Annotated in this window: 25 protein-coding genes; 10 read left to right on the top strand and 15 right to left on the bottom strand. The window is 64.3% G+C overall.

The annotated features are described in order from the left end of the window. Nucleotides 1-228: 228 nt before the first annotated feature. The 3 genes from HBA99_RS19455 (at nucleotide 229) to HBA99_RS19465 (ending at nucleotide 2752) form a co-directional block, all read left to right on the top strand. Nucleotides 229-897, top strand: a complete 669-nt coding sequence (locus HBA99_RS19455) for a pyridoxine/pyridoxamine 5'-phosphate oxidase (RefSeq protein WP_070952084.1) — start codon at nucleotides 229-231, stop codon at nucleotides 895-897. A gap of 60 nt (nucleotides 898-957) precedes the next feature. Further along, nucleotides 958-1428 (top strand): hotdog fold domain-containing protein, encoded by a 471-nt coding sequence (locus tag HBA99_RS19460; protein ID WP_057967467.1) that lies wholly within the window; start codon nucleotides 958-960, stop codon nucleotides 1426-1428. 67 nt (nucleotides 1429-1495) lie between these two features. Then, on the top strand, nucleotides 1496-2752 hold the full coding sequence (locus tag HBA99_RS19465; protein ID WP_057967466.1) for a cytochrome P450: 1257 nt from the start codon (nucleotides 1496-1498) through the stop codon (nucleotides 2750-2752). Nucleotides 2753-2761: 9 nt separating this feature from the next. On the opposite strand, the gene HBA99_RS19470 is transcribed toward HBA99_RS19465, so the two are convergent. From HBA99_RS19470 to mftA, 11 genes are all read right to left on the bottom strand, one after another. After that, nucleotides 2762-4264, bottom strand: a complete 1503-nt coding sequence (locus HBA99_RS19470; RefSeq protein ID WP_070952453.1) for an acetyl-CoA acetyltransferase — start codon at nucleotides 4262-4264, stop codon at nucleotides 2762-2764. A gap of 46 nt (nucleotides 4265-4310) precedes the next feature. Continuing rightward, nucleotides 4311-5096, bottom strand: coding sequence for an ethanolamine ammonia-lyase subunit EutC (gene eutC / locus HBA99_RS19475; protein ID WP_070920862.1), 786 nt, complete (start codon nucleotides 5094-5096; stop codon nucleotides 4311-4313). After that, entirely contained in the window at nucleotides 5093-6496 is a 1404-nt protein-coding gene (locus HBA99_RS19480; RefSeq protein WP_070952083.1) for an ethanolamine ammonia-lyase subunit EutB, read from the bottom strand. Before HBA99_RS19480 ends, eutC begins: the two co-directional genes overlap by 4 nt. 7 nt (nucleotides 6497-6503) lie before the next feature. Beyond that, nucleotides 6504-7967, bottom strand: coding sequence for an ethanolamine permease (gene eat, locus HBA99_RS19485; protein ID WP_057967462.1), 1464 nt, complete (start codon nucleotides 7965-7967; stop codon nucleotides 6504-6506). 61 nt (nucleotides 7968-8028) lie between these two features. After that, nucleotides 8029-9444, bottom strand: a complete 1416-nt coding sequence (gene mftG / locus HBA99_RS19490; RefSeq protein ID WP_474200002.1) for a mycofactocin dehydrogenase MftG — start codon at nucleotides 9442-9444, stop codon at nucleotides 8029-8031. Nucleotides 9445-9452: 8 nt separating this feature from the next. Beyond that, entirely contained in the window at nucleotides 9453-10901 is a 1449-nt protein-coding gene (gene mftF / locus HBA99_RS19495; RefSeq protein ID WP_081347686.1) for a mycofactocin biosynthesis glycosyltransferase MftF, read from the bottom strand. Beyond that, the gene (mftE, locus tag HBA99_RS19500; protein ID WP_057967460.1) at nucleotides 10898-11644 is read right to left on the bottom strand and encodes a mycofactocin biosynthesis peptidyl-dipeptidase MftE; all 747 of its coding nucleotides are present in this window, start codon (nucleotides 11642-11644) and stop codon (nucleotides 10898-10900) included. Before mftE ends, mftF begins: the two co-directional genes overlap by 4 nt. A 157-nt stretch (nucleotides 11645-11801) precedes the next feature. Further along, nucleotides 11802-12980, bottom strand: coding sequence for a pre-mycofactocin synthase MftD (gene mftD / locus HBA99_RS19505; RefSeq protein ID WP_070922953.1), 1179 nt, complete (start codon nucleotides 12978-12980; stop codon nucleotides 11802-11804). Beyond that, entirely contained in the window at nucleotides 12981-14195 is a 1215-nt protein-coding gene (mftC, locus tag HBA99_RS19510; protein WP_057967458.1) for a mycofactocin radical SAM maturase, read from the bottom strand. Continuing rightward, nucleotides 14195-14497, bottom strand: a complete 303-nt coding sequence (mftB, locus tag HBA99_RS19515; RefSeq protein WP_057967457.1) for a mycofactocin biosynthesis chaperone MftB — start codon at nucleotides 14495-14497, stop codon at nucleotides 14195-14197. Before mftB ends, mftC begins: the two co-directional genes overlap by 1 nt. Nucleotides 14498-14511: 14 nt before the next feature. Beyond that, on the bottom strand, nucleotides 14512-14616 hold the full coding sequence (gene mftA, locus HBA99_RS19520) for a mycofactocin precursor MftA (protein WP_030096679.1): 105 nt from the start codon (nucleotides 14614-14616) through the stop codon (nucleotides 14512-14514). 103 nt (nucleotides 14617-14719) lie between these two features. Here mftA and mftR point away from each other — a divergent pair, with 103 nt between their 5' ends. Next, nucleotides 14720-15316 (top strand): mycofactocin system transcriptional regulator, encoded by a 597-nt coding sequence (mftR, locus tag HBA99_RS19525; protein WP_057967456.1) that lies wholly within the window; start codon nucleotides 14720-14722, stop codon nucleotides 15314-15316. Nucleotides 15317-15340: 24 nt separating this feature from the next. Here mftR and HBA99_RS19530 read toward each other — a convergent pair whose 3' ends face one another. Both HBA99_RS19530 and HBA99_RS19535 read right to left on the bottom strand, forming a co-directional pair. Next, complete coding sequence (locus HBA99_RS19530; RefSeq protein ID WP_057967455.1) at nucleotides 15341-16531, bottom strand: NAD(P)/FAD-dependent oxidoreductase; 1191 nt, start codon at nucleotides 16529-16531, stop codon at nucleotides 15341-15343. Nucleotides 16532-16587: 56 nt separating this feature from the next. After that, a complete protein-coding gene (locus HBA99_RS19535; RefSeq protein WP_070952081.1) occupies nucleotides 16588-17040 on the bottom strand; it encodes an Rv2324 family transcriptional regulator in 453 nt (150 codons plus the stop codon). Nucleotides 17041-17175: 135 nt separating this feature from the next. Between HBA99_RS19535 and ddaH the strand changes: the two genes are divergently transcribed. Genes ddaH through HBA99_RS19555 form a run of 4 tightly spaced genes read left to right on the top strand, consistent with a single transcriptional unit; the run spans nucleotide 17176 to nucleotide 21653 of the window. Further along, on the top strand, nucleotides 17176-18033 hold the full coding sequence (gene ddaH, locus HBA99_RS19540) for a dimethylargininase (RefSeq protein ID WP_109494274.1): 858 nt from the start codon (nucleotides 17176-17178) through the stop codon (nucleotides 18031-18033). Between the two features lie 20 nt (nucleotides 18034-18053). Further along, entirely contained in the window at nucleotides 18054-19274 is a 1221-nt protein-coding gene (gene rocD, locus HBA99_RS19545) for an ornithine--oxo-acid transaminase (RefSeq protein ID WP_081347743.1), read from the top strand. Between the two features lie 25 nt (nucleotides 19275-19299). Next, nucleotides 19300-20775, top strand: a complete 1476-nt coding sequence (locus tag HBA99_RS19550) for an APC family permease (RefSeq protein ID WP_070922955.1) — start codon at nucleotides 19300-19302, stop codon at nucleotides 20773-20775. Continuing rightward, the gene (locus tag HBA99_RS19555) at nucleotides 20772-21653 is read left to right on the top strand and encodes a universal stress protein (RefSeq protein ID WP_070952079.1); all 882 of its coding nucleotides are present in this window, start codon (nucleotides 20772-20774) and stop codon (nucleotides 21651-21653) included. Before HBA99_RS19550 ends, HBA99_RS19555 begins: the two co-directional genes overlap by 4 nt. 7 nt (nucleotides 21654-21660) lie before the next feature. On the opposite strand, the gene HBA99_RS19560 is transcribed toward HBA99_RS19555, so the two are convergent. Together HBA99_RS19560 and HBA99_RS19565 are read right to left on the bottom strand one after the other, a co-directional pair. After that, nucleotides 21661-22482, bottom strand: coding sequence for a mycofactocin-coupled SDR family oxidoreductase (locus HBA99_RS19560; RefSeq protein WP_057967453.1), 822 nt, complete (start codon nucleotides 22480-22482; stop codon nucleotides 21661-21663). A gap of 159 nt (nucleotides 22483-22641) precedes the next feature. Next, nucleotides 22642-23442, bottom strand: coding sequence for a hypothetical protein (locus HBA99_RS19565; protein ID WP_109494272.1), 801 nt, complete (start codon nucleotides 23440-23442; stop codon nucleotides 22642-22644). Between the two features lie 113 nt (nucleotides 23443-23555). On the opposite strand from HBA99_RS19565, the gene HBA99_RS19570 reads away from it, so the two are divergent. Next, entirely contained in the window at nucleotides 23556-24914 is a 1359-nt protein-coding gene (locus HBA99_RS19570) for an oxygenase MpaB family protein (protein ID WP_070952077.1), read from the top strand. Nucleotides 24915-25010: 96 nt separating this feature from the next. Continuing rightward, the gene (locus tag HBA99_RS19575) at nucleotides 25011-26360 is read left to right on the top strand and encodes an oxygenase MpaB family protein (RefSeq protein ID WP_070952076.1); all 1350 of its coding nucleotides are present in this window, start codon (nucleotides 25011-25013) and stop codon (nucleotides 26358-26360) included. The last annotated feature ends 1 nt before the right edge of the window (nucleotide 26361 follow it).

Genomic DNA, 26361 nt, shown 5'->3' on the forward strand with positions numbered 1-26361 from the left:
CCGACGCGCCCGTAAGGGCGCTTGTGGTTCGCCGTCACCGTTCGCAGCGCACCATGGGCGACCCAAGGCACTGCAACCGGTTCACGGCAACCCGAACAGTATGCCTTATCCCGCGGCTGCGGCCAAATCCCTGGTGCACCCACCCGGCAGCAGCAACTGCGAGCCCCTGACCTGCGCATCCGGGGACCTCTGGAACGCTAGTACAAGATCCGTTGAGGAGGTCGTGACGTGCGCTGGTCAGAAGCCGATGGAGGGCGTTCATTTCTGCGGGCACTGCCCGTCCTCTCCGGCAGTGCCCCACCGTTCAACATCGACGGCACCCCTGACGAACCGCACCCCTTGTTCGCCGAATGGATCGAGCAGGCGGTGCAGGCAGGCGTTCCCGAACCGCACGCGATGACGATCTCGACGGTCGATGCGCAGGGTGCACCGCGTGCACGGGTGCTGATCGTGAAGGCCATCGACGAGAACGGCTGGCACTTCGCGGCGAGCTCGGTGAGTCAGAAGGGCCGCGATCTGTCATCGCATCCTGTCGCGGCGCTGACCTTTCACTGGCCGGCGGTGGTGCGGCAGGTGCGAGTGGTGGGCACGGTTGTCGACGACGGTGCACAGGCGAGCGCTGCCGACTTCCTGAGCAGGCCCATCGGATCCCGCGCCATGGCCTTGACACTGCGGCAGAGCCAGCCACTGGCGGACGCCGCGGAAATCGACGCCGAGCTCGACAAGGCCCACCGGAAGTTGGCAGACGACCCGGAGCTGGCACCGGTTGAGTGGGTGTCGTACTCGGTACGGCCCACGCAGGTGGAGTTCTGGCAGGGCTCCCGCGACCGGAAACATCTGCGGCTGAGTTACCAGCGCACTGACGACGGATGGGAGCGCACCCGGCTCTGGCCGTGAATCGAGGAGGAGTCGGCGGCCGGGTTCGCAGTCATCTTACTTTCGAGTAAGGTACGTGCTGTGAGTGCATCTCCCACCTATAAGGCCTGGCAGCGTCTGCAGAACAAGCCCGGCGGCTCCGCCCTGTTCTCCGCCGCCATGATGGCCCGTGTCCCCTACTTCGCCTCCGTGGTGCCGCATGTGCACCGGATGGAGCCGGGCTACTGCGAGGTGACCGCCCCCAAGTGGTACTTCGTCTACAACCATCTCAAGACATTCCATGCGATCGCCGCATGCAACCTGGCCGAGGTCGCGATGGGCATGTTGATGGAGGCCACCACCCCGTCCTCACATCGGTGGATTCCCAAGGCGATGAATGTGCAGTACCTCGGTAAGGCCACCACCTCGCTGCGCGCGGTCGCCAAGTTGGAGGGCCTGGACTTCGCCTCGATCACCGAGGGCACCGACGTGGTGGTGCCGATCAGCATCACCGATCGTGACGGCAAGGAAGTGGTGAAGGCGGAGATCACCACCTGGGTGACCCCCGCCTAAACACCTTCGGCAGCCAAATTTTGCCGTTATAGACAAATCTATGGTGCGCCGCGCGCACACTCCGGCTATGGCCACCGCACTGTCTGAAATCGAGGAAGCCGGCCGAGTATTGGCCGATCCGACCGCCTATGCCGACGAGCCCCGCCTGCACGACGCGCTGACCCTGTTACGGCATGAACAGCCCGTGGCGAGAGTCGTCACCGACAACTATCGACCGTTCTGGGCGGTCACCAAGCACGACGACATCATGGACGTCGAGCGCGACAACACGCTCTGGATCAACGAACCGCGTCCGCTGCTGATGAACCTCGAGCAAGAGGCCGAGCTGGACAAGCAGGCGGCCATGGGGATCGAGCTCAAGACCCTGGTGCATATCGACGATCCCAAGCATCGCGTGTTGCGCGCCATCGGAGCCGACTGGTTCCGGCCAAAGGCCATGCGGGACATGAAACTCCGCACCGACGAACTGGCCACCCGATACGTGAACAAATTGATGGAGGCCGGCGGCACCTGCGATTTCGCGCAGGACGTCGCGGTGCACTTCCCGCTGTACGTCATCATGTCTCTGCTCGGGATTCCCGAATCGGACTTCGACCGGATGCTCAAGCTCACCCAGGAGCTCTTCGGCGGCGATGACACCGAGTTCCAGCGCGGCGCCACTCCGGAGGAGCAGCTGCTGGCCCTGCTGGACTTCTTCGGATACTTCAGCGGTCTGACTGCGTCCCGCCGCGAGAACCCCACCGATGACCTGGCATCAACGATCGCCAACGCGAAGGTCGACGGTGAGCTGCTCAGCGACGTCGACACCGCCTCGTACTACACGATTATCGCCACCGCCGGGCACGACACCACCAGCGCCACCATCGCCGGTGGGCTCGAAGCCCTGCTGCAGCATCCGGACCAGCTGGCACGGCTGCGCGAGAATCCCGATCTCATGCCGCTGGCAGTCGACGAGATGATCCGATGGGTGACGCCGGTCAAGGAGTTCATGCGAACCGCGACGGCCGATACCGAGATTCGCGGTGTCCCCATCGCTGAGGGTGATTCGGTGCTGCTCTCTTACCCCTCGGGTAATCGCGATGAAGACACCTTCGGTAATCCGTTCACCTTCGATGTGAGTCGAGATCCCAACAAACACTTGGCGTTCGGATTCGGCGTGCACTTCTGCCTGGGTGCCGCGCTGGCGCGGATGGAGGTCAACAGTTTCTTCTCGGCACTGCTGCCCCGGCTGGAATCCATCGAGATCGACGGGGATGTCGAGCGGATGTCCACCATATTCGTCGGGGGCATCAAGCACCTGCCCATCCGCTACAGCTTGCGGTAGCGGCCGGTACTAACTGAGCCGGGCCGACCCGTCTGCCGCGACTTCGATTGACGCGCCTGCGATATCGGTATCCGCGATCTGCGCCGCCGCATCCCGGTCTTCGATCTTGGCGAAGGTACGCGCCCCCGCGGGCGTGCGGACACTCACGAACGTCTGGAATGGAGATCCGTCTCGTCCGTAGTTGACGGTCCAGGCCTCGACGGTCGCTGCCCCCGAATACCCGTCGGCTGCCTCAGTTTTGGGCTCCTGATCGACCTCTGCCTGCACGTCCTCGTACCTGAACCCGGATGCGGGCGGCTCGGTTCCGTAGATTCCGAACGCGTGTTTGGTCAGGTATCCGCCGTTGGCCGTGATCAGCCCCTTCGCACCCGGGAGTTCACGGAGCCGCTCTGCCATGGTGGCGATGGAGTGGGTGACGTAGTTGCACCAGGGACCACCGGCGAACGTGAGCCCACCGGTGACCGTCAGCGGCCGCGCAGGATCATCGAGCGCCAGCCCCAACTCGGTGGCTGCAACCTGCACCGCCGAGGGGAAACACGAGTAGATGTCGATCAGGTCCACATCGTCGGTGCTCAGCCCGGCGATGTCGAACGCACGTCTTCCCGCGAGGCGGATGGCCGGAGACCGGTGCAGCTCATCGCGTTCACTGAGCGCGAAAGTGTCGTTGGCCTGGCTGCCCGCGAGCGGAAATATCCAGCGGTCCTCCGGAATTCCGAGCCGTCGCGCTGTTTCTACGGACGTCAGCAGCAGCACCGCACCCTGCTCGACCATGTTGTTGGAGTTCATCAGCTTGGTGTAGGGCGAGCTGATCCACCGATTGTCGGGACCCGGCGTAGCGATCTCCTCGGCGGTGTATGCGTCGTTGGACCAGGCGTGAGCGTTGTGTACTGCCACCGCGTTGAACCGCTGCCACAGCTGAGAGATGGCGGTCCGATGTTCCGCGATGGACACACCATTGGCAACCCGGATCGCCTGCTCGAACAGTGGGTACACGTGGCCGGGAGAGATGAGGCCGATGGTGGTCTCGGCGCCGCCCACCTGATCCATCCGGCCGCCGAGAATGGTTGGTTCGGCGATGGATTCGTCTTGAGTGGTCCACGACGGTTGCACTCCCGTGGCCATCATCTTGTTGCGTGAGCGCCACATCTCGGCCCCACCGATGAGAACCACATCGGCGTCCCCGGCCAGAATGTCGGCAGCCGCGTGGTTGACCAACAGCTGCGGCGAGTTGCCGCTGGGACCGGTGTAGAACGTCCGCTTGGGCGCCGCACCCAGACGTTCGCCGAGGAGCGCACCGGGGTCGCGGTACTTCCACGAGAAGATGTTCGCCACCGACACCGTGTCGACGGCCGTGAGCAGGTCCAGCGCCCCCGCGTCCTCGGCGGCCAGCCGGGCCGCTCGCTCCATGAGCTCGATGGGCTCGGGGATCTCGGAGAACGGGCTGTCGGCGTCTGTGCGCTGGTTGACCTGTCCGGTACCGACGAGGACCGGCGTGCGAGGGTCGAGGGCCATCAGCCGATGGTAACCAACCACCCGGTTGGCCCCGGAGGGCCTCCCGCTACGTGGGCAATGCCGGACCGGCCCCCTCGATCTGGTTACCCGCGCCCGTCATGTCCTTGAGGTCAACACCGGAACGGCCGATCTCACGCGCCCCCGCTACCAGAGCGGAGACGACCTGCGCCGCCTGGTCATAACCCAGCCCCTCCGGAGGATGAATATTGGATACACAATTACGTTGTGCATCAGTGCATCCCACCATCGGATTGTGTGTGAGGTAGATACCGACGCTGTCGGCCACCGACAGCCCCGGGCGTTCGCCGATGAGCACCAGCACCGTATCGACGCCCAGCGCGGCACCAATGTGATCCCCCAGTGCCACCCGCGCCTGCGTCGCGATGACGAGTGGCGCGATCGAGTACCCGCGAAGCCGCTGGTGCAGCGCCTGCAATAGCTGCACCCCGTGGTCGTCGAGGGCTCGCGGCGATAGACCGTCGGCGAGCACGATGCCGATATCGGCGTTGGAATCGGAGAGCACATCCAGTGCGCCGTCGGCGGGCGCCCGCCCCAGGTCAGGACGGCGCAGGTATTCGGATCGATCGCCGGCCCGGCTGGTCACCAACAGCGGCGTACCCAACCCGAGTCCGTCGATGCGTCCGGCCAGGGCGCGCGCATCCAGGGGCGTGTGCACCGCGTCCCGGGCGGCCGCGTGCGCGGTCCCGAACTCCAGCACTCGAGTGGTCGGCAACGCATCACCGCTGCGCCCCAACCCGATTCGGGACTGCGTGGATCGACGCAGCGTGTCCCAGATATCGTGTGCGGCACCGTTGCTCGCGACATCGCTCATAACAGCGCTCGCAATGGCGAGTCGCTGACCGCGATTTCACGCAGCCCACCGTCACGCTCCAGCATCCCCATGCGCTCAAGCCATTCGTTGAACTCCGGCGCCGGCCGCAGGCCGAATGTACGGCGCGCGAACAGCGCATCGTGAAAGGACAGGCTCTGATACCCAAGCATGACGTCATCGGCTCCGGGCACGGCGATGACGAATGCAACCCCCGCGGCGGTGAGCACCGTCAGCAGCACATCCATGTCATCTGAATCGGCCTCGGCGTGATTGGTGTAGCAGACGTCCACCCCCATCGGAAGTCCCAGCAGCTTGCCGCAGAAGTGATCCTCCAGCCCGGCCCTGATGATCTGCTTGCCGTCGTAAAGATATTCCGGCCCAATGAATCCCACGACGGTATTGACCAACAGCGGCTCCACCTCGCGCGCGACCGCGTATGCCCTGGCCTCCAGTGTCTGCTGATCAACGGCAACGCCGCCCACCCCGATATGGGCTCCGGCAGAGAGCGCTGATCCCTGCCCCGTCTCCAGGTACATGACGTTGTTGCCCACGGTGCCGCGCCCCAACGAACGCCCGGCCTCGTTCGCCTCACGCAGCAGTGCAAGGTTGACCCCGAAGCTCTCGTTGGCGCCTTCGGTCCCGGCAATCGACTGGAATACCAAGTCCACCGGTAGATTTCGTTCGATGAGTTCCATCGTGGTGGTCACATGTGCCAGCACACACGATTGTGTGGGGATATCGAATCGCAATCGGATGTCGTCGATGAGGCGCAGTAGGTCGGCCGCGGCATGCGGGGAGTCCGTCGCGGGGTTGATGCCGATGACGGCATCACCGCATCCCAGCAGCAGGCCGTCGAGGGTGGCGGCGGCGATACCCCGTGCGTCGTCGGTAGGATGGTTGGGCTGCAATCGGGTCGCCAAAGTGCCCGGTAGACCGATGGTGGTGCGGAAGGCGCTGTGGTTACGTACCGCGGCGCCGACTGCGATGAGGTCCTGATTACGCATCAGCTTGCTGACGGCTGCCACCATCTCAGGGGTCAGTCCAGCGGAAATATCTTTGAGCGACTGTGCCCCATGCGGTTTGGTGATCGTCTCCAGTAGCCAGTCGCGGAAATCGCCGACAGTGAGGTGTGAGATGACGGCAAAGGCCTCCGCATCATGGCTGTCGATGATGAGCCGGGTGACCTCGTCGGTGTCGTACGGGACGATCTCCTCGGAGAGGAACGTCATCAGCGGCACCTCGGCGAGCGCCCAGCGTGCGGCGGCCCGCTCGGCATCCGACTGCGCCGCACAGCCCGCGAGCTCGTCGCCGGATCGGGGCGGCGAGGCCTTCGCGAGAACCTCGGCGAGCGATCCGAACTGGTAGGTGACCGGCCCTGCGGTGTGGCGAAAAGTGCTCATAATATGCCTATTTCAATTCGTTCTCGGCTTCTGCAAGCGCCGCGAACTCTTCGTCCGGGGAGTTGGCGACCAAGTGGTGTCGGCTATAGAGCCCAAAGTACGCCATAAACAGGATGAACACCCCGAACGTGGCAAAAGCCGCGGTGGTATCGACGATGAAAGTCGCCACTACCGCCGCACACGCGATCACCAGTGCGAACCCGCTGGTGGCGATGCCGCCTGGGGTTCGGTACGGCCGCTGCATCTCGGGCTCGCGAACACGCAGCACAATGTGACTGACCATCATCAGCACATAGCTCAGCGCCGCACCGAAAACCGCCATGTTGAGCAACATCGCGCCTTTGCCACTGAGCGACAAGAGGAATCCGATGACTCCCGGCACGATCAATGCCAGCACGGGAGCCTTGCGGCTGTTGGTGACCGATAGCCGGGTCGGCAGATAACCGGCACGGGACAACGCAAAGGTCTGCCGGCTGTAGGCGTACACGATCGAGAAGAAGCTGGCGATGAGGCCGGCCAGCCCGATGTAGTTGACCGCCTTGGCGACCGTGGTGGTTCCCAGCGCCTCGACCAAGGGATTACCCGACTGTCCCATCGCCTCGGCACCGCCCGCGCCGGGCACCAGGAACAGCACGACCGTCCCGGTGACAACAAGCACCAGCATCGCCATCACGATGCCGCGTGGGATGTTCTTCGCGGGATCTCGCGCTTCCTCGGCCGCAAGCGGCACGCCCTCGATCGCCAGGAACAACCAGATCGCGAACGGCACCGCCGCCCAGATTCCCAAATACCCGTAGGGCAGTAATGCCGATGCGCCCGCTGCTGTTTCATCCACAGGAATGTTGGTCAGGTTCTTCGCGTCGAATCGGCCGACGGCGCCGATCGCAAAGGTGATCAGGCCTACGAGCGCGATCCCGGTGATGATGAACATCGTCCTGAGCGCCTCGCCCGCACCACTGAGATGAATCCCTATGAAGATCGCATACACAGCCAGGTAGATCCACCATCCGTCCTTGAGCCCGAACAGATGCAGTGATTGGACGTAACTTCCGATGAACGTGGCAATGGCGGCCGGAGCTATCGCGTACTCAATGAGAATCGCCGTCCCGGTTGCGAATCCACCCCATGGGCCCAGGGCACGCCGGGCGAAGGTGTAACCACCACCCGCGGTGGGTAGCGCCGACGACATCTCTGCCATGCTGAGCACCATCGACAGATACATCGCGGCGATGACTACCGCCGCGATGGCCATGCCACCGAAACCTCCCTTGCTCAGGCCGGTGTTCCAGCCCGCGTAATCGCCGGAGATCACGTAGCTCACGCCGAGCCCGGCCAGTAGCACCCAGCCGGCGGTCCCCGACCTCAGCTGCCGCCGCGCGAGGTAGTCGGCACCCTCGAGATGCGATTGGACACCCGCATGATCGTGCGCGGCCTCCGGATGTGGACTGACGGTGTCATCGGGAGTTGACATCGTCCAATTGTGCGGCCGATGGCGTGCTCGTGTGCGGTAGACGCCAAGATTCGCATCCTCGTTACGACCACGCAACAAACTGGGCCGCTCGATGCCCGATCATCGCAATTGTGGCCGCCGGTCCGCGGCTCGGAATGGTCGGCATGATCGACCCGTCGATGACGAAGAGCCCGTCGATTCCCCTGACACGACAGTACTTGTCGACGACCGCGTACTTGTCCTCGTCATTACCCATGGGTGCGGTCGCGCACAGATGTTGCGATGTGGACCACCGCGGACCACCGAACCGCCGACCGTACAGCTCGGACACCAGACGGACTCCGTCCCGCAAGCGATCCATATCGGCGGTCTCGCTGTCGTACCTCAAGTCGATGTACACCGGCGCTGCAGGATCGGCCGAACGTAATTCGACTCGACCCCGGCACCTCGGGGTCATCAACGCTACGCCGATCTGCCTGGCATCGGCGCCATTCACCTGAGCACCTGCCATGGCAGCGAATCCTATTGTGTACGGGCGTATCTCGAGACCCATCTGACGGTCGGTGTGCAAGACGGTGTCCAGTACGGGGTACCCCGGCTGCCCACCATCGCCGGTGTCGAGCACCCACTCCGCGTGGTCCATCACGCGGGTCCCCACACCGGGTAGGTCGACAATGGGCTCGACCCCCACCGCGCGCAGGTCATCGGCCGGTCCCACCCCGGAGAGCAGTAGCAGCTTGGCGCTCTCAATCGCACCCGCGCTCAATATGATTCGATCAGCGGTCAGAGTTCGCACCGAGCTCCCCACCGCCACCTGCACCCCGGTGGCACGCCCGCCACCACACAGCACCCGCAATACACGAGTACCGGAGTACACCGCGAGATTGGGGCGCCAGCCCGCTCCCTCCAGATACGCACGCGCCGGCCCGATCCGCATGCCGCTGTCGATGTTGAGTGGCACCAATCCCACCCCGACACCGGCCTTGCCGTTGAGGTCTGCCACCGCCGGATAGCCGGCTTTGACGGCGAGATCCGCCAGTTCTCTTCCCGCGGCACTCTGTTCGTGCCTGCGCCCGATCGGTATGGGTCCCGATGAGCCGTGTAGCGGATCATCCCGAAAGTCACGATCAGTCTCCATCGCGCGAAAGTCATCACGCACATCCACCCAGTCCCACCCCGGCACCGACCATCCATCGAAATCCGTGGGCCGGCCCCGCACGAAGTAACCGCCGTTGATCGCGCCGGAGCCACCCACCACCGATCCGCGCACCAACTCGGCCTGATCACCGGTGGATGTCAACGTGGCCCAGTAGTAGGTGGCTATCTGACTGTCCGGGCCGATCGGCAGACGGTACCCGTCGCGCACACCGTCCTCGTCCGCCGAGGCCGCCGGCCCGGCCTCGACCAGCACCACACGAAACGACGGGTCTTCAGAAAGGCGGCTGGCCAGAATCGAACCCGCGCTGCCCGCGCCCACGATGAGCGCATCCGCGTGGATCGGCCTACTCAGGGCCGTAATTCCGGTCGAAGCGCACCGAGATCGCGCTCCTGCACGATCCCCGACCACAAGCCAATCCCGTAGGCGATGTCGTCAAGACGCTTCAGCAATACGTACTCGAGCAGGCCGATGCGATCATCGGGAGACGCCGAGTTGTCGTTGCGCTTCATCCAATCCACCACGCCGTCAACGATGGCGGCCACCACGAGCACTTGGCGACTGCGCCGCGAGAGTGCGGCGGCCACCAACGCCAATGGCCAGTAATGGCGGCACAACGCGGACGCGATCTGCAACGCAGCACCGCCCACACCCTGGGTGGCCACCCGAAGGACGTCACGCGGCGGGGTGTCCACTCCCCGCAATGTCCGCGCGACACGCCCGGCCGCGAGCGCGGCCATGCCCGCCGCGGCCAGATAGCCCATCCCAGAACCCACCGCCGCCAGAATCCACACCAGCAGTGTCCATCGCGAGATGACCATCGGCGCCACCTTGTCGGGGTGACGCGTCGACAGCGGCGCAGCGCTCATTCCATAAAATGCTTTGCGCGCAAACCATTCTCGAAGTGTCAGTCGATGATCATGAGCCACATGGGACACCGGTTCGTACCGAAGCCGAGACCCCGCCTCGATCAGCCGCCAGCACAGATCCACGTCTTCACCGCATCGCAGCGATTCGTCGAACCCACCGATATCGTCTATCGCGGCCCGGCGAACCACGATCGCCGCACTGGGGACATACGACACCGGGCCGTACGGAACGACGGGCGCCTCACGAAGGCCGAGGTCCAACGAGGACCTGACCGCCTCATAGCGAGCAATCGCGTTGTCGCTCAAGACTAATCCCACAATCCGAGGGGCAACCAGAGCAACAGCCGGATCACTGAAATGCCCCAACAGTGCCTCCAGCCAGCCGCGCCTGGGCACCACATCCGAGTCAAGGAAGGCGACGAAATCCGTGGTCGCCAGCTTCAGCCCGGTATTGCGGGCCGCTGCCGGGCCCTGACTCTCTTCGTGACGTACCACCGTCACGTCACAGTGCATGCCCTCCAGATCGCACTCCAGGATCGGAATGGTGGAACCGTCGTCGATGACGATCACGCGCATCCCGCGTAACGCCCGTAGCAGCCGACGAAGGCCAAATCCATTGTTAAGGCAAGGAATAACGACGGTCACGTCTCGATATCCGGGCCCACCCGTGGGCCGGGGGTGAGCGACGGTCGCATCCAACAGCGTCCGGGCAAGCTGCGCGCTGGTCGCGTCACGGACCTCGAGCCGTCCACCGGAAAGCAGGGTCCGCGCGGCCGGAGCCAATCGCAGCAGCCGGGTTGGGGAGCCACCCAGTAGCGCCGAGCCCTCGTCGAGAACGCGAACGCGCCGATCCACCTGTACCGCGAATCCGTCGGGTAACCGTCCGTGCGGTGCGGACACGCCCTGCGCCGGCTCGTCACTGGTGGTCATACCAGCCGCCCGTCCGCGTCGGGTGTCCAACGGCGCACCGCGTCGGCGCATTGTCGAGTCATCGTCGCGAGCATCCGTGCGCCTTCCTGGCTGCTGGCGGTGGTCGGATCTCCGAGCACACCGATGGCGCTCACCGCCGCTACTCCGCCCGCACGCATAGGCGCCATCAGTTCGCGCAGCGGTGCCGAATTTCCGGCGAGCACTTCCTCACGACGCACGTTCTCCGGTGAAATATGTAGCAGTAGAGACGTTTCCACGTGTCCGGCATGAGCGTCGCCGCCTTCGACCGCACATGCCCACCATGCGATATCGCGCCCCTCGGAACGCAGCAGCCGCACTGCGGAGACCGTCGCCTCGATATTCCCGCCGTGACCGTTCACGAAGACGATGCGCCGGCACCACTGTGTGGCTGACCGGGCGTACTCAACCAGGACCTGAGTCAGCGCCTCGGTCCCGATCGAGATCGTTCCAGCGAAGGATTGATGTTCTCCGCTGGATCCGTACGCGATGGCCGGGGCGAGAGCGGTCCGACCCTGACCCGTATCGGCCGCCAGCTCCCCGGCCGCCGCGGTAGCCACAGCGTTGGCAATGCGGGTGTCGGTGTCCAGCGGCAAGTGCGGCCCGTGCTGCTCGGTTGAGCCGAGCGGAGTGAACAGCGTAATGGCCGCGTCTGCGAGCTCCGGAGAGATGGCGGTGCTCAAGACAGTCGGAACAGCCACCCGCCGATGGTAGGCCGAATTCACGTCAAATGCATCCAAAGTTGGCGCACACGATCGAGGTCTTTACATCCTTGCTGGCCGTCGGCTTATGCGCTAGGCGCTATTTCGCACCGATTGTCACGCCAGTCCCTGCCGCCACATCGACGACGCCGCCACCGCGTTCGATTCGCGCTGCGCTGAACTAGTGCCGCCCCAGGCCCCGAGCAAATCCCTCGGGGATCAAAAGATCATCTGGCGATAGTTCGTGCACAGACTTTTTGCCAAGTCCCATCAGCGCCGAGTCGATGCCGCCACGCATGATGTCCAGGACGTTCTCGACACCGGCCTGACCGGCGGCCGCGAGGCCCCAGAGGTACGCGCGTCCGATCATCACCGCACGGGCACCAAGGGCCAACGCCTTGACGACGTCACTGCCCCGCCGGATGCCACCATCGAGCAGCACCTCGACATCACCACCGACGGCCGCTGCGATGCCCGGCAATGCCCGAATCGACGCAGGTGTTCCGTCGAGGTTGTTACCACCGTGATTAGACACCGATATCGCCGAAACACCGCAATCTACAGCATGTTTGGCGTCATCGATGCGCATCACACCCTTGAGCATGAACGGACCGTCCCACTGCTCACGCATCCACCGCACGTCGTCCCAGGTGGGCGCCGGGGTTCCCATCCACTGCCCGTAAGCGTCGAAGAACGGCGGGCCGGCCTCGCCGCGGGCCGCCTGGTTCGGCACCCGCAGGTCCGGGATGTTCATGCCCTTGCCGAACGACCACAGCCAGCCGGGCTTGGTCACCACTTCCGGCGCCAGCCGGATCATCGACCGCAGGTTCATCTTCTCGGGTATGGACGGGCTCCCCCAGTCGCGACCGTGCGAGAAGCTCCAGTCCAGGGTGGCGATAAGCCCCACCGCTCCAGCATCTTTCGCGCGCTGGATGCGCCGAGCCACATCGTCGCGTCCGCCCAGCCAGTAGATCTGAAAGTGCGTCTTCGGATTGGCAGCCACCACGTCCTCGATGGGCTTGCTCGCAAAGGACGACAGCCCCATGGCGGTTCCACGCGCGGCGGCCGCCCGCGCCACAGCCACCTCACCATCGGGATCCACCGCCTGAACGCCGGTTGGCGAAATCATCACCGGCAGTGAAATCTCTTGCCCCAACACTGTTGTCGACAGTTCACGGTCCGGCTGAATGCCGACGACGTGGGGCTCGAATCCAAGCTCCCCGAACGCCTCGACGTTGTCGCTGACCGTCAGCCCCTTCTCACTGGCCGAGATCAGCGAGCTGTAGACGGACTTCGGCAGCCGCTTCTTGGCCCGCTGCTGGGCAATCGCGACCGTTTCGAACCATGTGTTGCGCGCCATCTACCGTCCTGCTCGTACGTTGGAAAGGGGGTTCTCGTCGCACGCGCGCGATGGGGGCCGGCGAGTCAGGGTCAGCGCAACTGGGCCCGAGGCCGGGCTGCGTTTACCCTTCGAATGCGAATGGTCCCCACTGGGTTTGGGCACGACGCGATCTGCGGCCAGGGCCGCCTCGCCGTAGCCCTGTACGCATTCCGGGTCGGGTCCATCCATCGGCAAGCCGGTAAAGAACTTCGCCGCCATACAGCCGCCCCGGCAGCTGTCATAATGTCCACAGCTGCCGCACGCGCCCGCGGACTGTGGCTCGCGCAACTCGTTGAACAACTGTGAGTGCTTCCACACCTCATCAAATCCACCATCAGACACCACATTTCCGGCCATGAACCGATCGTGGATGGCAAATGGGCACGCGTAGACATCACCGACCGGATCGATCAGGCACACCACCCGGCCAGCACCGCACATGTTCAGGCCTGGCAAACCACCGGAGCCATCGCCGTACGCCGACAGGTGGAAGAAGGAATCACCCGTGAGCACCCGCTCACCATTGAGCACCAGCCAGTCGTACAACTGACGCTGCTGCGCAGGGGTGGGGTGCAGTTCGTCCCACACATCGGCACCGCGCCCAGAAGGCCGCAACCGTGTAATCCGCAGCGTTGCACCGTATTTTGCCGCCAGATCCGCGAACTCGTCGAGCTGGTCCACGTTGTGACGAGTGACCACCACCGAGATCTTGGCGTCCTTGAAGCCGGCGGCAGCCAGATTCTCCAGCGCGCGTACCGCCATGGCGAACGATCCCGCGCCGCGCACGGCGTCGTTCACCTCTGCGGTCGCGCCGTCCAGCGAGATCTGCACATCGACGTAATCGCTCGCGGCCAGCCGCGCCGCCACCTCCTCGGTGATGCGCACACCGTTGGTCGAGAACTTGACCCCTACATGGTGCTCGGTCGCATAGTCGACGAGCTCCCAAAAGTCTGAGCGCACAGTGGGTTCCCCGCCACCAATGTTCACGTAGAACACCTGCATGCGTTCGAGCTCGTCGATGATGCCCTTGCACTGCGCGGTGGACAGCTCGCGCGGATCACGCTTGCCCGACGATGACAGGCAGTGCACACAGGACAGGTTGCAGGCGTAGGTCAGTTCCCAGGTGAGGCAGATGGGAGCATCCAGTCCCTGTTCGAACTGATCCACCAGGCGGGGTACAGCGGGAGCGCTCATCAAGCGTCCTCTCGGGTCACGATCATCGTCGAATCCGCCAGCACGGCCAGTGCCCGCTGGTATGCAGCGGCCTGGCCGTCTTCGACACCGGCGGCGCGCCAAGCATTCTCAGCGCTGGTGTGGTCGGGAAGCGATTGCACGATCTGCAGCAGGGTGCGGTTCTTCAGGAAGGACAGCTTGCGGGTGCCGAAGTGGTAGAGCAGCGCCCCAAACGGCTCGGGGCGCAACGACACCTGGGGGTGCAACTGCCAGGGCCGGGTCCAATCGAAACCGGAGGGCGCCTCGTCAATCATGGCGCTCATCGAGGTGGGGCGTCTCAGTAGACGCCGCACATCCCGTCGATCGACACCTCTTCGACCAGCGATTCCTGCACCAACTCGGTGTCGGTGGTCTGTCCGGCGACAGTGGTGGGCTCGGCCATCTGTTCACTCCCTTGTGAGTCTGGACTGTGGCAACGATCACGATAATAATGGCATCGAGTGCAGAAAGGGAAGAGGGTGGCAGGAAATGGCACAGTTCTCGGCATGAGTGCGCAGCCGGCGCGCGTGGGACGGCGCCCTTCGACAACCCGGGATGAGATCACCGCAGTTGCCATGGCACTGTTCGCGCAGCGCAACTTCGACGACGTGAGCGTCGACGACATCGCCGCAGCGGCCGGTATCGCCCGGCGTACGGTGTTTCGTTACTACAGCTCCAAGAACGCAATCGTGTGGGGAGACTTCGACTCCCACCTTGAGGTGATGCGCGCACTGCTGGAGAAGACACCGGACACGGTGGATATCAGCACGGCCCTGCGCCAGGCATTGCTGACATTCAACGACTTTCCGGCCGATGAGACCCCGCGCCACCGCATGCGGATGCGGCTGATCTTGGAAGTCCCTGCGTTACAGGCATACTCGATGCTGATGTACACCGGCTGGCGCGACGTCATCGCGCAGTTCGTGGCCGCACGCACCGGCACCGATCCCGGCACCCTCTTACCGCAGACCGTTGCCTGGACCCTGCTCGGAGTGGCACTCGCCGCTTACGAACAATGGCTCGCCGACGAGTCCGCCACGCTCACCACACTGCTCGGCAAGGGCCTCGATGCCGCAGAGGTGGGCCTGCGCGGGCTGGACTGAGCTCGCGGGCGCAAGGAACAGGCGCTACTCCAGCACGTCGGCGATGGGCGTTCCCGCGGCGATCTTGGCCCGCATCTTCATCACCGGGCCGGCCATCCCGCAGCCGACGACGCCGGTGAGCACACCGTCGCGCTCCAGATATGCCAGGAATTTCCGGCCGTCATCGGAAATGAGATGCACGGTATCCGCGTCGCCGAGATGTCCGAGCGACTGGATCTTCACGTCGTACTGATCGCTCCAAAAGTACGGCACGGCAGCCGCATTCGCCGCCGGCTCTTGACCGAGTAAGGCGGGTACGAGCGCGCGGACTTGATCGGCGACATTGCTCCAATGCTCCACCCGGCTGGGGCGGCCGTCAGCATCCGCCCACGCGGCGACATCGCCCAACGCCCAGACATGCGGGGTGCCGGTACGGCCCACCGCATCGCACACCACGCCGTTGTTCACCTCGACGCCCGACCCGTCCAACCAGTCCGTGGCGGGCCGGCTCCCGATACCCAGCACGACGAGATCGGAGTCCAGGCGCGTGCCGTCGGACAAGGTGACGGACTGAACCCGCCCGTCTCCCTCGACCGCGTCTACGCCTACTCCCACCCGAACGTCTACGCCCTCATTGCGATGCAGCCGGGCAACCAGGTCGCCGAGCTGCTGTCCGATCGCCGCCAGCAGCGGAGCCGGTTGCGGTTCGACGAGAACCACATCAACTCCGTTGGCACGCAATGTGGACGCGACCTCACACCCGATGAATCCGGCCCCGACCACCACCGCTCGCCGCGCCTTCTCGGCGTCGCCTCGCAGCGCGAAGCTGTCATCGGCGGTGCGCAGGACGTGGATGCCGTCCAGCTCGGGGAAGGCAGCGATACGCCGGGGAACGAGGCCGGTCGCGATGACGGCCTCTCCGTACTCCAGGGTGCTGCCGTCATCCAGCGTGGCCGTCCGGGCAGCAGGGTCCAGCGCGACCACCTTGGCACCGAGTCGCAGCTCAATCTGCTTCTCGTCGTAAAACTCTCGCGGCTTGAGCACTACCGCATCGATTGTCTTCTCCGCGTCCCGCAAGACGTCCTTGGACAGCGGCGGACGGTCGTAGGGCAAGTGCGCCTCGCTGCTCACGATGGTGATCGGCCCGGAGAACTCGGCGCGGCGTAACTGTTCGGCGGTTCGTACCGCCCCCAGCCCGCCGCCGATGATCAGTACCCCTCGATCCGCATCGCTCATGGGTTTCTTCTTACACGACTGGACACGGGCAATGTCAGGCCTATCGCCCCTGCCTCTTACCCCTGGACCTGCGCCCGGTCCACCAGGTTGGAAAGCACCACGATGCTCTCGGTGCGGTCGATGTCCCCACTGGCACGGATGCGTTCCAGCGCACGCTCGAGGTGCTGGATATCGCGTGCCAGCACCCGCAACATCGCATCGGAGGTTCCGGTCACCGTCGCGGCACTGACGACCTCGGGAATGTCGATCCATGCCCGCCGCAAGGCTTCCGGCGTGATGGTGCCCTGGCAGTACACCTGGACGTAGGCCTCGGTGTTCCAGCCCACGGCAGCGCGATCCACCACGGTGGTGAACCCCTTGATCACCCCCGTCGCAACCAGCCGGTCGACACGACGCTTGACCGCGGGGGCCGACAGGTTGACCTCCTCACCGATCTCGGCGTACGTCGCCCGAGCATTGCGCATCAACAGCGTCACAATCCGCTCATCGGTGGCATCGAGCTCGGCCATTCACGTTCCTCCTCCGGCAACCTTGCTCAGTTCTGCAATAGAATGCCAAATTCACAGCCTGGACGCAATGAATCGCGGTGACTCAGACAACGTATAGAGATTGATTGCGGAAATTGCCTCTCCTACGCTCAGCGCATGACCGTTGTGCACGAGGGTGGACACCCGGCCGGCTCCCCCATCCAACAGCCAGACAGAACACCGACGACGCGTCACTACGTGATGGTGCCGCCGACGTACTACACCGTGGAATACGCGATCAATCCCTGGATGGACATATCCAACCCGGTCGATCCGACGTTGGCCACCGCCCAGTGGGATACGTTGCGCGCCACCTACGAACGCCTGGGCCACACGGTGGACATCCTGCCTCCCGTAGCGGGCCTACCGGACATGGTCTACGCGGCCAACGGCGGAGTCGTGCTGCGGGGCAACGCCGTTGTCGCACGGTTCACCCACCGCGAACGCGCCGGCGAATCCGCCGCACATGCCGAATGGATGCGTGTGCACGGACTGCGCGCCATGCATACCCGGTACACCAATGAGGGCCAGGGCGACTTCCTGCTGGCGGGCGACGTCATGTTGGCCGGCACGGGTTTCCGCACCGACGTCCGGTCTCATGTGGAAGTGGCGCGAATGCTCGACATTCCCGTGGTAACACTGGAGCTCGTCGATCCGCGGTTCTATCACCTGGATACCGCGCTGGCCGTACTGGATCCGCAGACCGTGGCGTACTACCCGCAGGCGTTCAGTGAGGCCTCGCAAGCCCGGCTGCAGTTCATGTACCCCAACGCGATCATCGCCAGCTCGACCGACGCCTACGTGCTCGGGATGAACGCGGTGTCCGACGGTCGCCACGTCATGCTGCCCGCCACCGCGACCGGATTCGCCGAACAACTCCGCACCGCCGGATTCGAACCGATCGGTATCGATCTCTCCGAGCTTCTCAAGGGTGGCGGTTCGGTGAAATGCTGCACGCTGGAGCTGCACTCGTGACCGTCACGGAGGCCCCCGGCATGTCACCCGACTCATACAAGAGCGCCGAATACATCGAGTTGGCCGAGCAGTACGGCGCACACAACTATGCGCCGCTACCGGTCGTCGCCCACCGCGCCGAGGGCGCGTGGATCGAAGACGTGGACGGCAAGCGCTATCTGGATTGTCTGGCCGCCTACTCGGCGGTGAACTTCGGCCACGGCAACCCCGAGATTCTCGCGGCCGCCCACGCTCAGCTCGACACGGTGACCCTGGTAAGCCGGGCATTTCATTCGGATCGTCTCGGCAGGTTCTGTCGCGACCTCGCCCGCCTCTGCGGCAAGGGCATGGTGCTGCCGATGAACACCGGGGCCGAGGCGGTGGAAAGTGGCATCAAGGTCGCCCGTAAATGGGGCACCGACGTCAAGGGAGTGCCCGCCGGACAGGCCAACATCGTGGTGGCTCACAACAACTTCCACGGCCGGACCATCAGCATCGTAAGTTTCTCCTCCGACGAGACGGCGCGCGGCGGATTTGGCCCGTTCACACCCGGCTTCCGCATGGTGCCGTTCGGCGACATCGCTGCGCTGGCACGGGCGATCGACGACAACACCGTCGCCGTCCTGCTCGAACCGGTTCAGGGCGAGGCCGGCATCATCATTCCGCCCGACGACTACCTGCCCGCGGTCCGCGCAATGTGCACCGAGAACAATGTGCTGTTCATCGCCGACGAGATCCAGGCCGGGCTCGCGCGCACCGGCAAGATGTTCGCGTGTGACCACTGGAACGTGGTCCCGGACGTCTACCTACTGGGTAAGGCGCTGGGCGGTGGCGTGGTCCCTGTCTCCGCCGTGGTCGCCGACGTCGACGTGCTTGGCGTGCTGCATCCAGGCGAACACGGCTCCACCTTCGGTGGAAATCCGTTGGCCGCAGCCATCGGATCGACAGTCGTGGCAATCCTCGAGCGTGGTGAGTTCCAGCGGCGGGCGGCGGTTCACGGTGGGCATCTGCGACGACGCCTGGATGCTCTGATCGGCCACGGCGTCACCGAGGTGCGTTCACTGGGGCTGTGGGCCGGGGTCGACATCGATCCGAATCTGGCAACCGGAAGACAAATCAGTCTGCGCATGGCAGAGTGTGGCGTCTTAGTGAAGGACACGCATGGCGCGACTCTCCGGTTTGCACCACCCCTTGTCATCACCGAGGACGAAATCGATTGGGCAATAGGCCAGTTCGCTGATGCGCTGGCCAAAAGCCGGTAGGTTTCGCCCGGCCCCAGGAGGCACAATGGCACCCTCGTCACCCAGCCTTGCCCAGCAGCTGCTGCGGCGCCGTCCCACGTCGGGGGCTCCCACTGCCCACGGCGCCGGCGGGCATCTGAGGCAATCGATGGGGACATTCCAACTCACCATGATCGGCGTCGGCGCCACGGTGGGCACCGGCATCTTCTTCATCTTGGCCGAATCCGTGCCCAAGGCAGGCCCCGCGGTGATGGCCTCGTTCCTGGTCGCTGGTCTCGCCGCAGGACTGGCAGCGCTCTGCTATGCCGAGTTGGCCTCCGCGGTACCGGTATCGGGTTCCTCGTTCTCCTACGCGTACACCACGTTGGGCGAGCTGGCAGCGATGGTGGTGGCCGCCTGTCTGCTGCTGGAGTACGGCGTATCAGCGGCCGCGGTCGCGGTGGGCTGGAGCCAGTACCTCGACAAGCTTCTGGTCAATGTCTTCGGATCGCATCTGCCGCACGCGATCAGCGCCGCCCCCTGGGACAACGTCGATCCGGGAGTGCCGCATGCCTGGCTCAACCTGCCGGCCGTGGTCCTGATTGTCATGTGCGCGATCCTGCTCATCCGTGGAACCAGTGAGTCCGCGCTCGTGAACACGGTCATGGTGCTGCTCAAACTCGCCGTTCTGACGGTCTTCGCGATCATCGCGTTCACCGCGTTTCAGGCGGGTAACTTCTCCGACTTCGCGCCGTTCGGCGTCAGCGGTATCGGCGCCGCAGCCGGAACGATCTTCTTCACCTATGTCGGGTTGGACACGGTGTCCACCGCCGGCGAGGAAGTGAAGGACCCGCAACGCACGATGCCGCGCGCGCTCATCGCCGCACTCCTCATCGTCACCGCCTTCTACCTCGTGGTCGCCCTTGCCGCACTCGGCGCACAGCCGTGGCGGGAGTTCGAGGGACAGTCCGCCGGCCTGGCCCTGATTCTGGACAAGGTCACCGGAAGTACCTCTGCCAGTACCTTCCTCGCGGTCGGCGCGGTCATTTCGATCTTCTCGATCACCCTGGTCTCGATGTACGGCCAGACCCGCATCCTGTTCGCCATCGGCCGCGACGGCCTGCTGCCCTCGGTCTTCGCGCAGGTCAATCCCCGCACGCTGACACCGGTGAACAACACGATCATCGTCGCGATCGTCGTGGGCCTCATGGCCGCCTTCGTACCGCTGAACAGCCTCGCGAACATGGTGTCGATCGGCACCCTCACCGCGTTCATCGTGGTGTCGATCGGTGTCATCATCCTGCGGATCCGAGAACCCGAGCTGCCGCGCGCCTTCCGTGTTCCCGGCTACCCGGTCACTCCGGTTCTGTCCGTGATTGCCTGCGGCTACATCCTGTTCAGCCTGCCCTGGGTCACCTGGATCGCGTTCGGGTCATGGGTTGCCGTGGTGCTGGTGTTCTACCTGGTGTGGGGACGGCACCACAGCGCGCTGAACGACGCACCCAACGACCCAGCCGAACTGCCCGAGAAGGAACCGGTATGACCGTCGTCGTCGGATATCTCTCGGGCAAGGGCGGCAAGGGCGCCCTGCACCTGGCTGTCGAATCTGCCCGCGTTCTGGAGACCTCCCTGACAGTCACCACCGTGGTACCGAAGCCGTGGACCACACTGTCGAAAGCCAAGATCGACGCCGAGTACGCGCAATGGGCTCAGAAGCTCTCCGACGATTCGAAGTCCGAGGCCGCTGCGTATCTTGAAAAGATCAGCGCCGGAATCGATGTCACATTCCACAACGTGGCTCATCGCTCGGTGTCCGGCGGGCTGCTGGAAGCGGTGGAGGACTCTGACGCGGATGTACTCGTCGTGGGCTCCGCCTCGGAAGGAAGCCTCGGGCAAGTGGTGCTGGGCTCGACCGGGGACCGGCTGTTGCACTCCTCCCCCGTCCCCCTGGCCATCAGCCCCCGCGGTTACCGCGGTTCGAAGGCCGGCACGGTCAGCCGGGTCACCTGCGGATACCCGGGCACAGAGGATGCGGTTGACGTTGTACACCAAGCGGTTCGGCTGACACAACGTCTGCACGCGCCGCTGCGCGTGGTCACCTTCGCCGTACGCGGCCGCACCATGCTGACGGCCGGGGTGGGCCCCGAGGCCGAGGACGCGGTGCTCGCCAGCTGGGTCGCCCAGTCCGAAGAGGCGCTGGCCGGACTGCGTCAGGACGGAGTGATCGAATCCGAGGTCGAGCTCAAGGTCGTCACCGGCGACAGCTGGGACGACGCCTTGGACAACGCCGAGTGGCTCGACGGCGAGCTATTGGTGCTCGGCAGCCGCCCCCACAGCACGGTTGCCCGCGTCTTCCTGGGGTCCCGCGCAACCAAGATCGTCAGGCACAGCCCGGTTCCCGTCGTGGTGATGCCGGGCTAGAGCTGTCTCAGTAGGTCAGGTGCCCCTTGTCGACGGGCACCTGAGCACCGGCCAACGTGCCGGAGGCGTCGCCCGCCAGCCACACCACCACATCGGAGATCTCATCGGGCTCGAGCATCTTGGTGGGCGACAACGGCATCGGCGCAATACTCGGCAGATAATTGGGATGTTCGGCCAGTAACTTCATCATGGCGTCGCCGGTGATCATCGGCGTGGTCACCCCGTACGGATGGATCGAGTTGACCCGGATGCCGTACTCGGCCAGTTCGATCGTCAACGACTTGGTGAGTCCGGTCAGGCCGAACTTCGAGGCGACATAGGCGCCGTTACCCGGAGTGCCCTTGAGCCCGGACACCGAGCTGACGATCACGATCGAACCGCCGTTGCCGGCCTTGATCATCGTCGGCACAACGGCTTTCACGGTCTTCCAGGTGCCAGTGAGGTTGGTGTCGATGACGTCTTCCCACTGCTGGTCGGGCATCTCCCACAACCTGCCCCAGCTGAGCACTCCAGCATTGGCGATGAGGATGTCAATGTGCCCGAACTGGGCAACGGCCTCCTCGACCACACTCTGCAGTGCCGCGCCGTTGCGGACATCGGCCTGCTCGGCGATGATCTTGCGCCCGGCAGCCTCCACGAGCCGCACCGTTTCCTTGAGGTCTTCCGGTGTCGCAGCCTCGTACCCCGCATACTCCGACACGGGGGCACACACGTCGATCGCAACGATGTCCGCGCCCGCCTGGGCCAGCCGGACGGCATGCTGCCGTCCCTGCCCACGAGCCGCTCCGGTTACGAAGGCCACTTTTCCAGCCAAGGGCTGATCCGCCATGTCTGCTCCTTTGCACTTGAAGCCAGGCTAGCAGCAGCACTAGAACGTGTTCCAGATTCAGGACCGCTCAGCGGACAAATGAACACTGTCATCAGGAAGCGTGAACCACCGCAAGGCGATCGAGGTGCACGCCACCATCCCCTGGGCCGCGCCATCGGCCTAGAGATCGGCGAGGATCTCCGCACGTTTGGTGTTGTATTCCGCTTCGGACACCAGTGATGCCAGCTTCAACCGATCGAGCTCGGCAAGCCGGTCGGATACGGAGCCACCGGGGCCAGGCTCGGCCGACGAGGCCCGCTCAGCTCCCTCCGTCTTGCGCAGAATGGCGTCAATCTGTTGGCGGACAACCGGATTAGAACGGATGTCCACCACTCCATCGGTGCCAATGCCGTTGGCCTTGAGAACCTTCATGATCTCGAAGAGTGGGCCGGCCTGGCCGGTCAGGTCATACTCGCGGCCCTGCGACGAGCTGGTGAACTTGGCCGGTACCTGACCGCTGAGTAACGCGGTGCGCTGCCAATCGATCTGAAACTGCTCGGTGCCGGGCGCGACGAGCACAACGAGCTTGCCGCGCGAGAGGGCAGGTACCTGCAGCACCGACACCCGGGTCCTCGTCTCGGCGCGGAACGGGGCGATCCCGTCCCCGTGCACCTGAAGCGTCAGCTTGATGACCGGCTGATCGTTGACCCTCATGCCGGTCTCATTGGCCGCAATTACGTCGGCAAGCGCGAGAATTCCGTTGGCCTCCAACAGCTTACGCGCCTCATCGGCTCGAGTGAAGACCAGCGTCAGCACGAACGCCAACACCACGATCCCAATGGTGATACCGACGCCGCTGTACAGCATCCAACTCGTCGCGGGTTGGTCGATCACGTAATACATCACGATGAATATCGGCCCGACGATCCCGCAGATCAACGAGAAGGCCAGGATTTTCAGAAAGCGTCCGACCACGTTCATGGCGCTCATCATCCTCCACCTGCGCGGCATCTTGTGCGGGATCCAGCCAGCCCCTAATATTGGCAATACATGTTGTCAACGATGCCGACATTGCCGGATAGGAGGCATTCACCATGCCCAAGCTCACCGCCGTCGACAGCCCGTCGGCCCGCGATCCCCATCCGTACGACTACTACCACCGGCCGGGCATGGATCTACGCCCAATTCCCGAGGGCAAGAACGAGTTCGGCTGGATCTGGCGTCACTGCCGACACGTGCTGTTCGACAACTGGTTCGACGTCGAAGACGACGTCACCCCCACGCCACTGACCCGCCTGTTCGACGATCACATGTGGCAAGGCGACGAGCTGATGGATGCCGTGGTGGCCATGTTCGAACGGATGGGCTCGGCACGCGCACGCCCCCTGTTCGAGCAGGCCATCACCGATGGCATTGATTCCCTGGACGACCCGCCGGACGAACTGCGCGCCCTTCTGGAGGACGCATACCGAGTGCCCGAATGGTGGGACCCCGCCAAGGCAGAACGTGGACGACAACGGCTGTATCGGACCACCGTCCCCACCTTCCTCATCATGGCCACATTCGGTGTATTCGACACCGTCATGAACTCCGATGTTTCGACATCGACAGGCGCCACCGGAAGATTCCGCGACCAGGGTCCGCAACGACAGATCGAGACCGGCAGGTTCTTCGCCACCCTGTTCGATCGGGATGCCATGCGGCCCGGGTCACCACAGATGAAGCTGACCCTACGCGTGCGGCTTGTACATTCGTTGGCCCGCAAGGGCCTTCGATCCGCATGGGGTCCAGATAACTATGCGAGATTTGGTGCGCCGATTCCCAACTCGTCAATGTGCGGATTCATCGAGGCCGGGGCGCTGGGTGGATTGGTGCTCGACCAACGATTCGGCCGACCGTGCACACTCAAGGAGATCGATGATGTGTGGCACTACATGTCTCGATGGGCGTTGTTATTCGGCGTGACAGAGACCTTGTGCCCCAAGTCTGGCATCGAGGCGATGCACAACCTCGACTACCTGCTGGCACGATCCGGCGAAGCATCGAAATGGCGAGTGGAACTTGTGGAAGTCCTATCCTCGCTGACTACCGGCGGGTTCCAGAACCGAATAGGCGACCTGCTGTATTCGACCGTCATTGGCGGTCCCGGTTCGGTTCTCATGGGATCGCAAGCGATGGACGAATTCCTACGCGACACCCAGTTCGAACGGATACCCCATCGACTCCCGGGCACGATCGTCAAAGCCGTCGCGACAGCCGGCGGGCATACCGCCGCCATCCGCGATCGGTTGCCAGGAATCAACTGGATCCGCCGCATCACCTACGGACGGCTGATACCGAACCCCAGCCTTCTCATCAACCCGGTCTTCAACGTTCTCGAGAGGCTCCACAAGGTCAGCTCCACCTACACGATGCACGACACCAACACCTCCGGGCATGCCTTCGCCAGCTAGCCGCGATGTCCGCTCTTGTGAGCTCTCCCCGCGCGGCCTAATATTGACAATGCACGTTGTCAATGACGTCGACGTCAACAACCAGGAGGTGCCCGGATGCCCGAACTCACCGTGGTCGACAAACCACTGTCTGGCGATCCGCACCCGTTCGACTACTACTTCCGGCCGGGCATGGATCTACGCCCAATTCCCGAGGGCAAGAACGAATTCGGGTGGATCTGGCGCCACTGCCGACACTATTTGTTCGATCCCTGGTTCGACGTCGAGGACGAGGTGACCCCCACCCCGGCGACCCGCCTGTTCGACGATCACATGTGGCAGGGCGACGAGCCGATGGACGCCGTCGCCGAGCTGTTTCACGAGCTCGGGTCCGCTCAGGCCCGGGCACTGTTCGAACAGGCCGTCGAGCATGGCGTCGACAGCCTGGATGATCCTCCCGAGGCGCTGCGTGCACTGTTCGCGGATGCCTACCGCGTGCCGCCATGGTGGGATCCAGCCAAGGCGGAACGGGGCCGGCTGCGGGCGCGCCAGGTGACCACCGCAACCACCGCCGTCATGGCGACCTTCGCGGTATTCGACACCGTCATGAACTCCGATGTGTCGGCAGCCACCGGCGCCACCGGCCGGTTCCGTTATCAGAGCGCCCAACGGCTGGCAGAGACGAATCGGTTCTTCTCCATGATCTTCGACCGTGACGGGTTGGTACCCGGCTCCGAACAGATCAAGCTGACGATGCGCGTTCGTCTGGTGCACGCACTGGCGCGGCGGGGCCTGCGCAGCGCCTGGGGCGAGGACAACTTCGCCGAATACGGCGCTCCCATCTCCAACGCGTCCATGTGCGGATTCATCGAGGCAATGCTCGGCGCGCTCCTTGTCGACTACCGACTCGGAAGATCTTGCACGCTAAGGGAAATCGATGACGTATGGCATTACCTGCTGCGATGGGCGCTGATGTTCGGCGTCACCGAAGACCTGCTGCCGCGCACGGGCATCGACGCCATGCGCAATCTCGACTACCTGCTGGCCCGTTCCGGAGATGCCTCACGCTGGCGCGTCGAGCTGATCGAAGCACTGGCCACGGGCATGTCCGGCGCGCGTACCGGACCCGTCCGGCGCCTCTTCGCGGAAGTGCTCGCCGGACCCGGCTCCATGCTGATGGGACCCGCGGCAATGGACGAATTCTTCCAGGGCACAACCTTTGACGGCATCAACCATCGGCTCTCGGGCTGGCTGTTCAGCAGGGCCGCCACGGTCAATGCCAACGCGTCCGCGGTGCTGGACCGGCTGCCCGGAATCGGCTTGGTGCGCCACCGGCTGGATGCCTTCAACCCCAATCCCAGTGCGGTGAACAATCTTTTATCCGAATTGATCGAGAAGCGCGCCAAGGTGGCGTCGACATACACGATGCACGACAACAACACCTCCGGGCACGCTTTCGCCCGCTGAC

The sequence above is a fragment of the Mycobacteroides chelonae genome (genome assembly GCF_016767715.1).
GTDB classification, from domain to species: Bacteria; Actinomycetota; Actinomycetes; order Mycobacteriales; family Mycobacteriaceae; genus Mycobacterium; species Mycobacterium gwanakae.

Coding starts and splice junctions, on each gene's coding strand:
- HBA99_RS19555 (WP_070952079.1), top strand. CDS start 20,772: ATGACCGTCGTCGTCGGATATCTCTCGGGCAAGGGCGGCAAGGGCGCC.
- mftB (WP_057967457.1), bottom strand. CDS start 14,497: ATGAGCGCCATGATTGACGAGGCGCCCTCCGGTTTCGATTGGACCCGG.
- HBA99_RS19530 (WP_057967455.1), bottom strand. CDS start 16,531: ATGAGCGATGCGGATCGAGGGGTACTGATCATCGGCGGCGGGCTGGGG.
- HBA99_RS19560 (WP_057967453.1), bottom strand. CDS start 22,482: ATGGCGGATCAGCCCTTGGCTGGAAAAGTGGCCTTCGTAACCGGAGCG.
- mftA (WP_030096679.1), bottom strand. CDS start 14,616: ATGGCCGAGCCCACCACTGTCGCCGGACAGACCACCGACACCGAGTTG.
- HBA99_RS19480 (WP_070952083.1), bottom strand. CDS start 6,496: ATGAGCACTTTTCGCCACACCGCAGGGCCGGTCACCTACCAGTTCGGA.
- HBA99_RS19565 (WP_109494272.1), bottom strand. CDS start 23,442: ATGAACGTGGTCGGACGCTTTCTGAAAATCCTGGCCTTCTCGTTGATC.
- ddaH (WP_109494274.1), top strand. CDS start 17,176: ATGACCGTTGTGCACGAGGGTGGACACCCGGCCGGCTCCCCCATCCAA.
- mftC (WP_057967458.1), bottom strand. CDS start 14,195: ATGAGCGCTCCCGCTGTACCCCGCCTGGTGGATCAGTTCGAACAGGGA.
- HBA99_RS19465 (WP_057967466.1), top strand. CDS start 1,496: ATGGCCACCGCACTGTCTGAAATCGAGGAAGCCGGCCGAGTATTGGCC.
- mftD (WP_070922953.1), bottom strand. CDS start 12,980: ATGGCGCGCAACACATGGTTCGAAACGGTCGCGATTGCCCAGCAGCGG.
- rocD (WP_081347743.1), top strand. CDS start 18,054: ATGTCACCCGACTCATACAAGAGCGCCGAATACATCGAGTTGGCCGAG.
- eutC (WP_070920862.1), bottom strand. CDS start 5,096: ATGAGCGATGTCGCGAGCAACGGTGCCGCACACGATATCTGGGACACG.
- HBA99_RS19550 (WP_070922955.1), top strand. CDS start 19,300: ATGGCACCCTCGTCACCCAGCCTTGCCCAGCAGCTGCTGCGGCGCCGT.
- HBA99_RS19470 (WP_070952453.1), bottom strand. CDS start 4,264: ATGGCCCTCGACCCTCGCACGCCGGTCCTCGTCGGTACCGGACAGGTC.
- HBA99_RS19570 (WP_070952077.1), top strand. CDS start 23,556: ATGCCCAAGCTCACCGCCGTCGACAGCCCGTCGGCCCGCGATCCCCAT.
- mftF (WP_081347686.1), bottom strand. CDS start 10,901: ATGACCACCAGTGACGAGCCGGCGCAGGGCGTGTCCGCACCGCACGGA.
- eat (WP_057967462.1), bottom strand. CDS start 7,967: ATGTCAACTCCCGATGACACCGTCAGTCCACATCCGGAGGCCGCGCAC.
- HBA99_RS19535 (WP_070952081.1), bottom strand. CDS start 17,040: ATGGCCGAGCTCGATGCCACCGATGAGCGGATTGTGACGCTGTTGATG.
- mftR (WP_057967456.1), top strand. CDS start 14,720: ATGAGTGCGCAGCCGGCGCGCGTGGGACGGCGCCCTTCGACAACCCGG.
- HBA99_RS19575 (WP_070952076.1), top strand. CDS start 25,011: ATGCCCGAACTCACCGTGGTCGACAAACCACTGTCTGGCGATCCGCAC.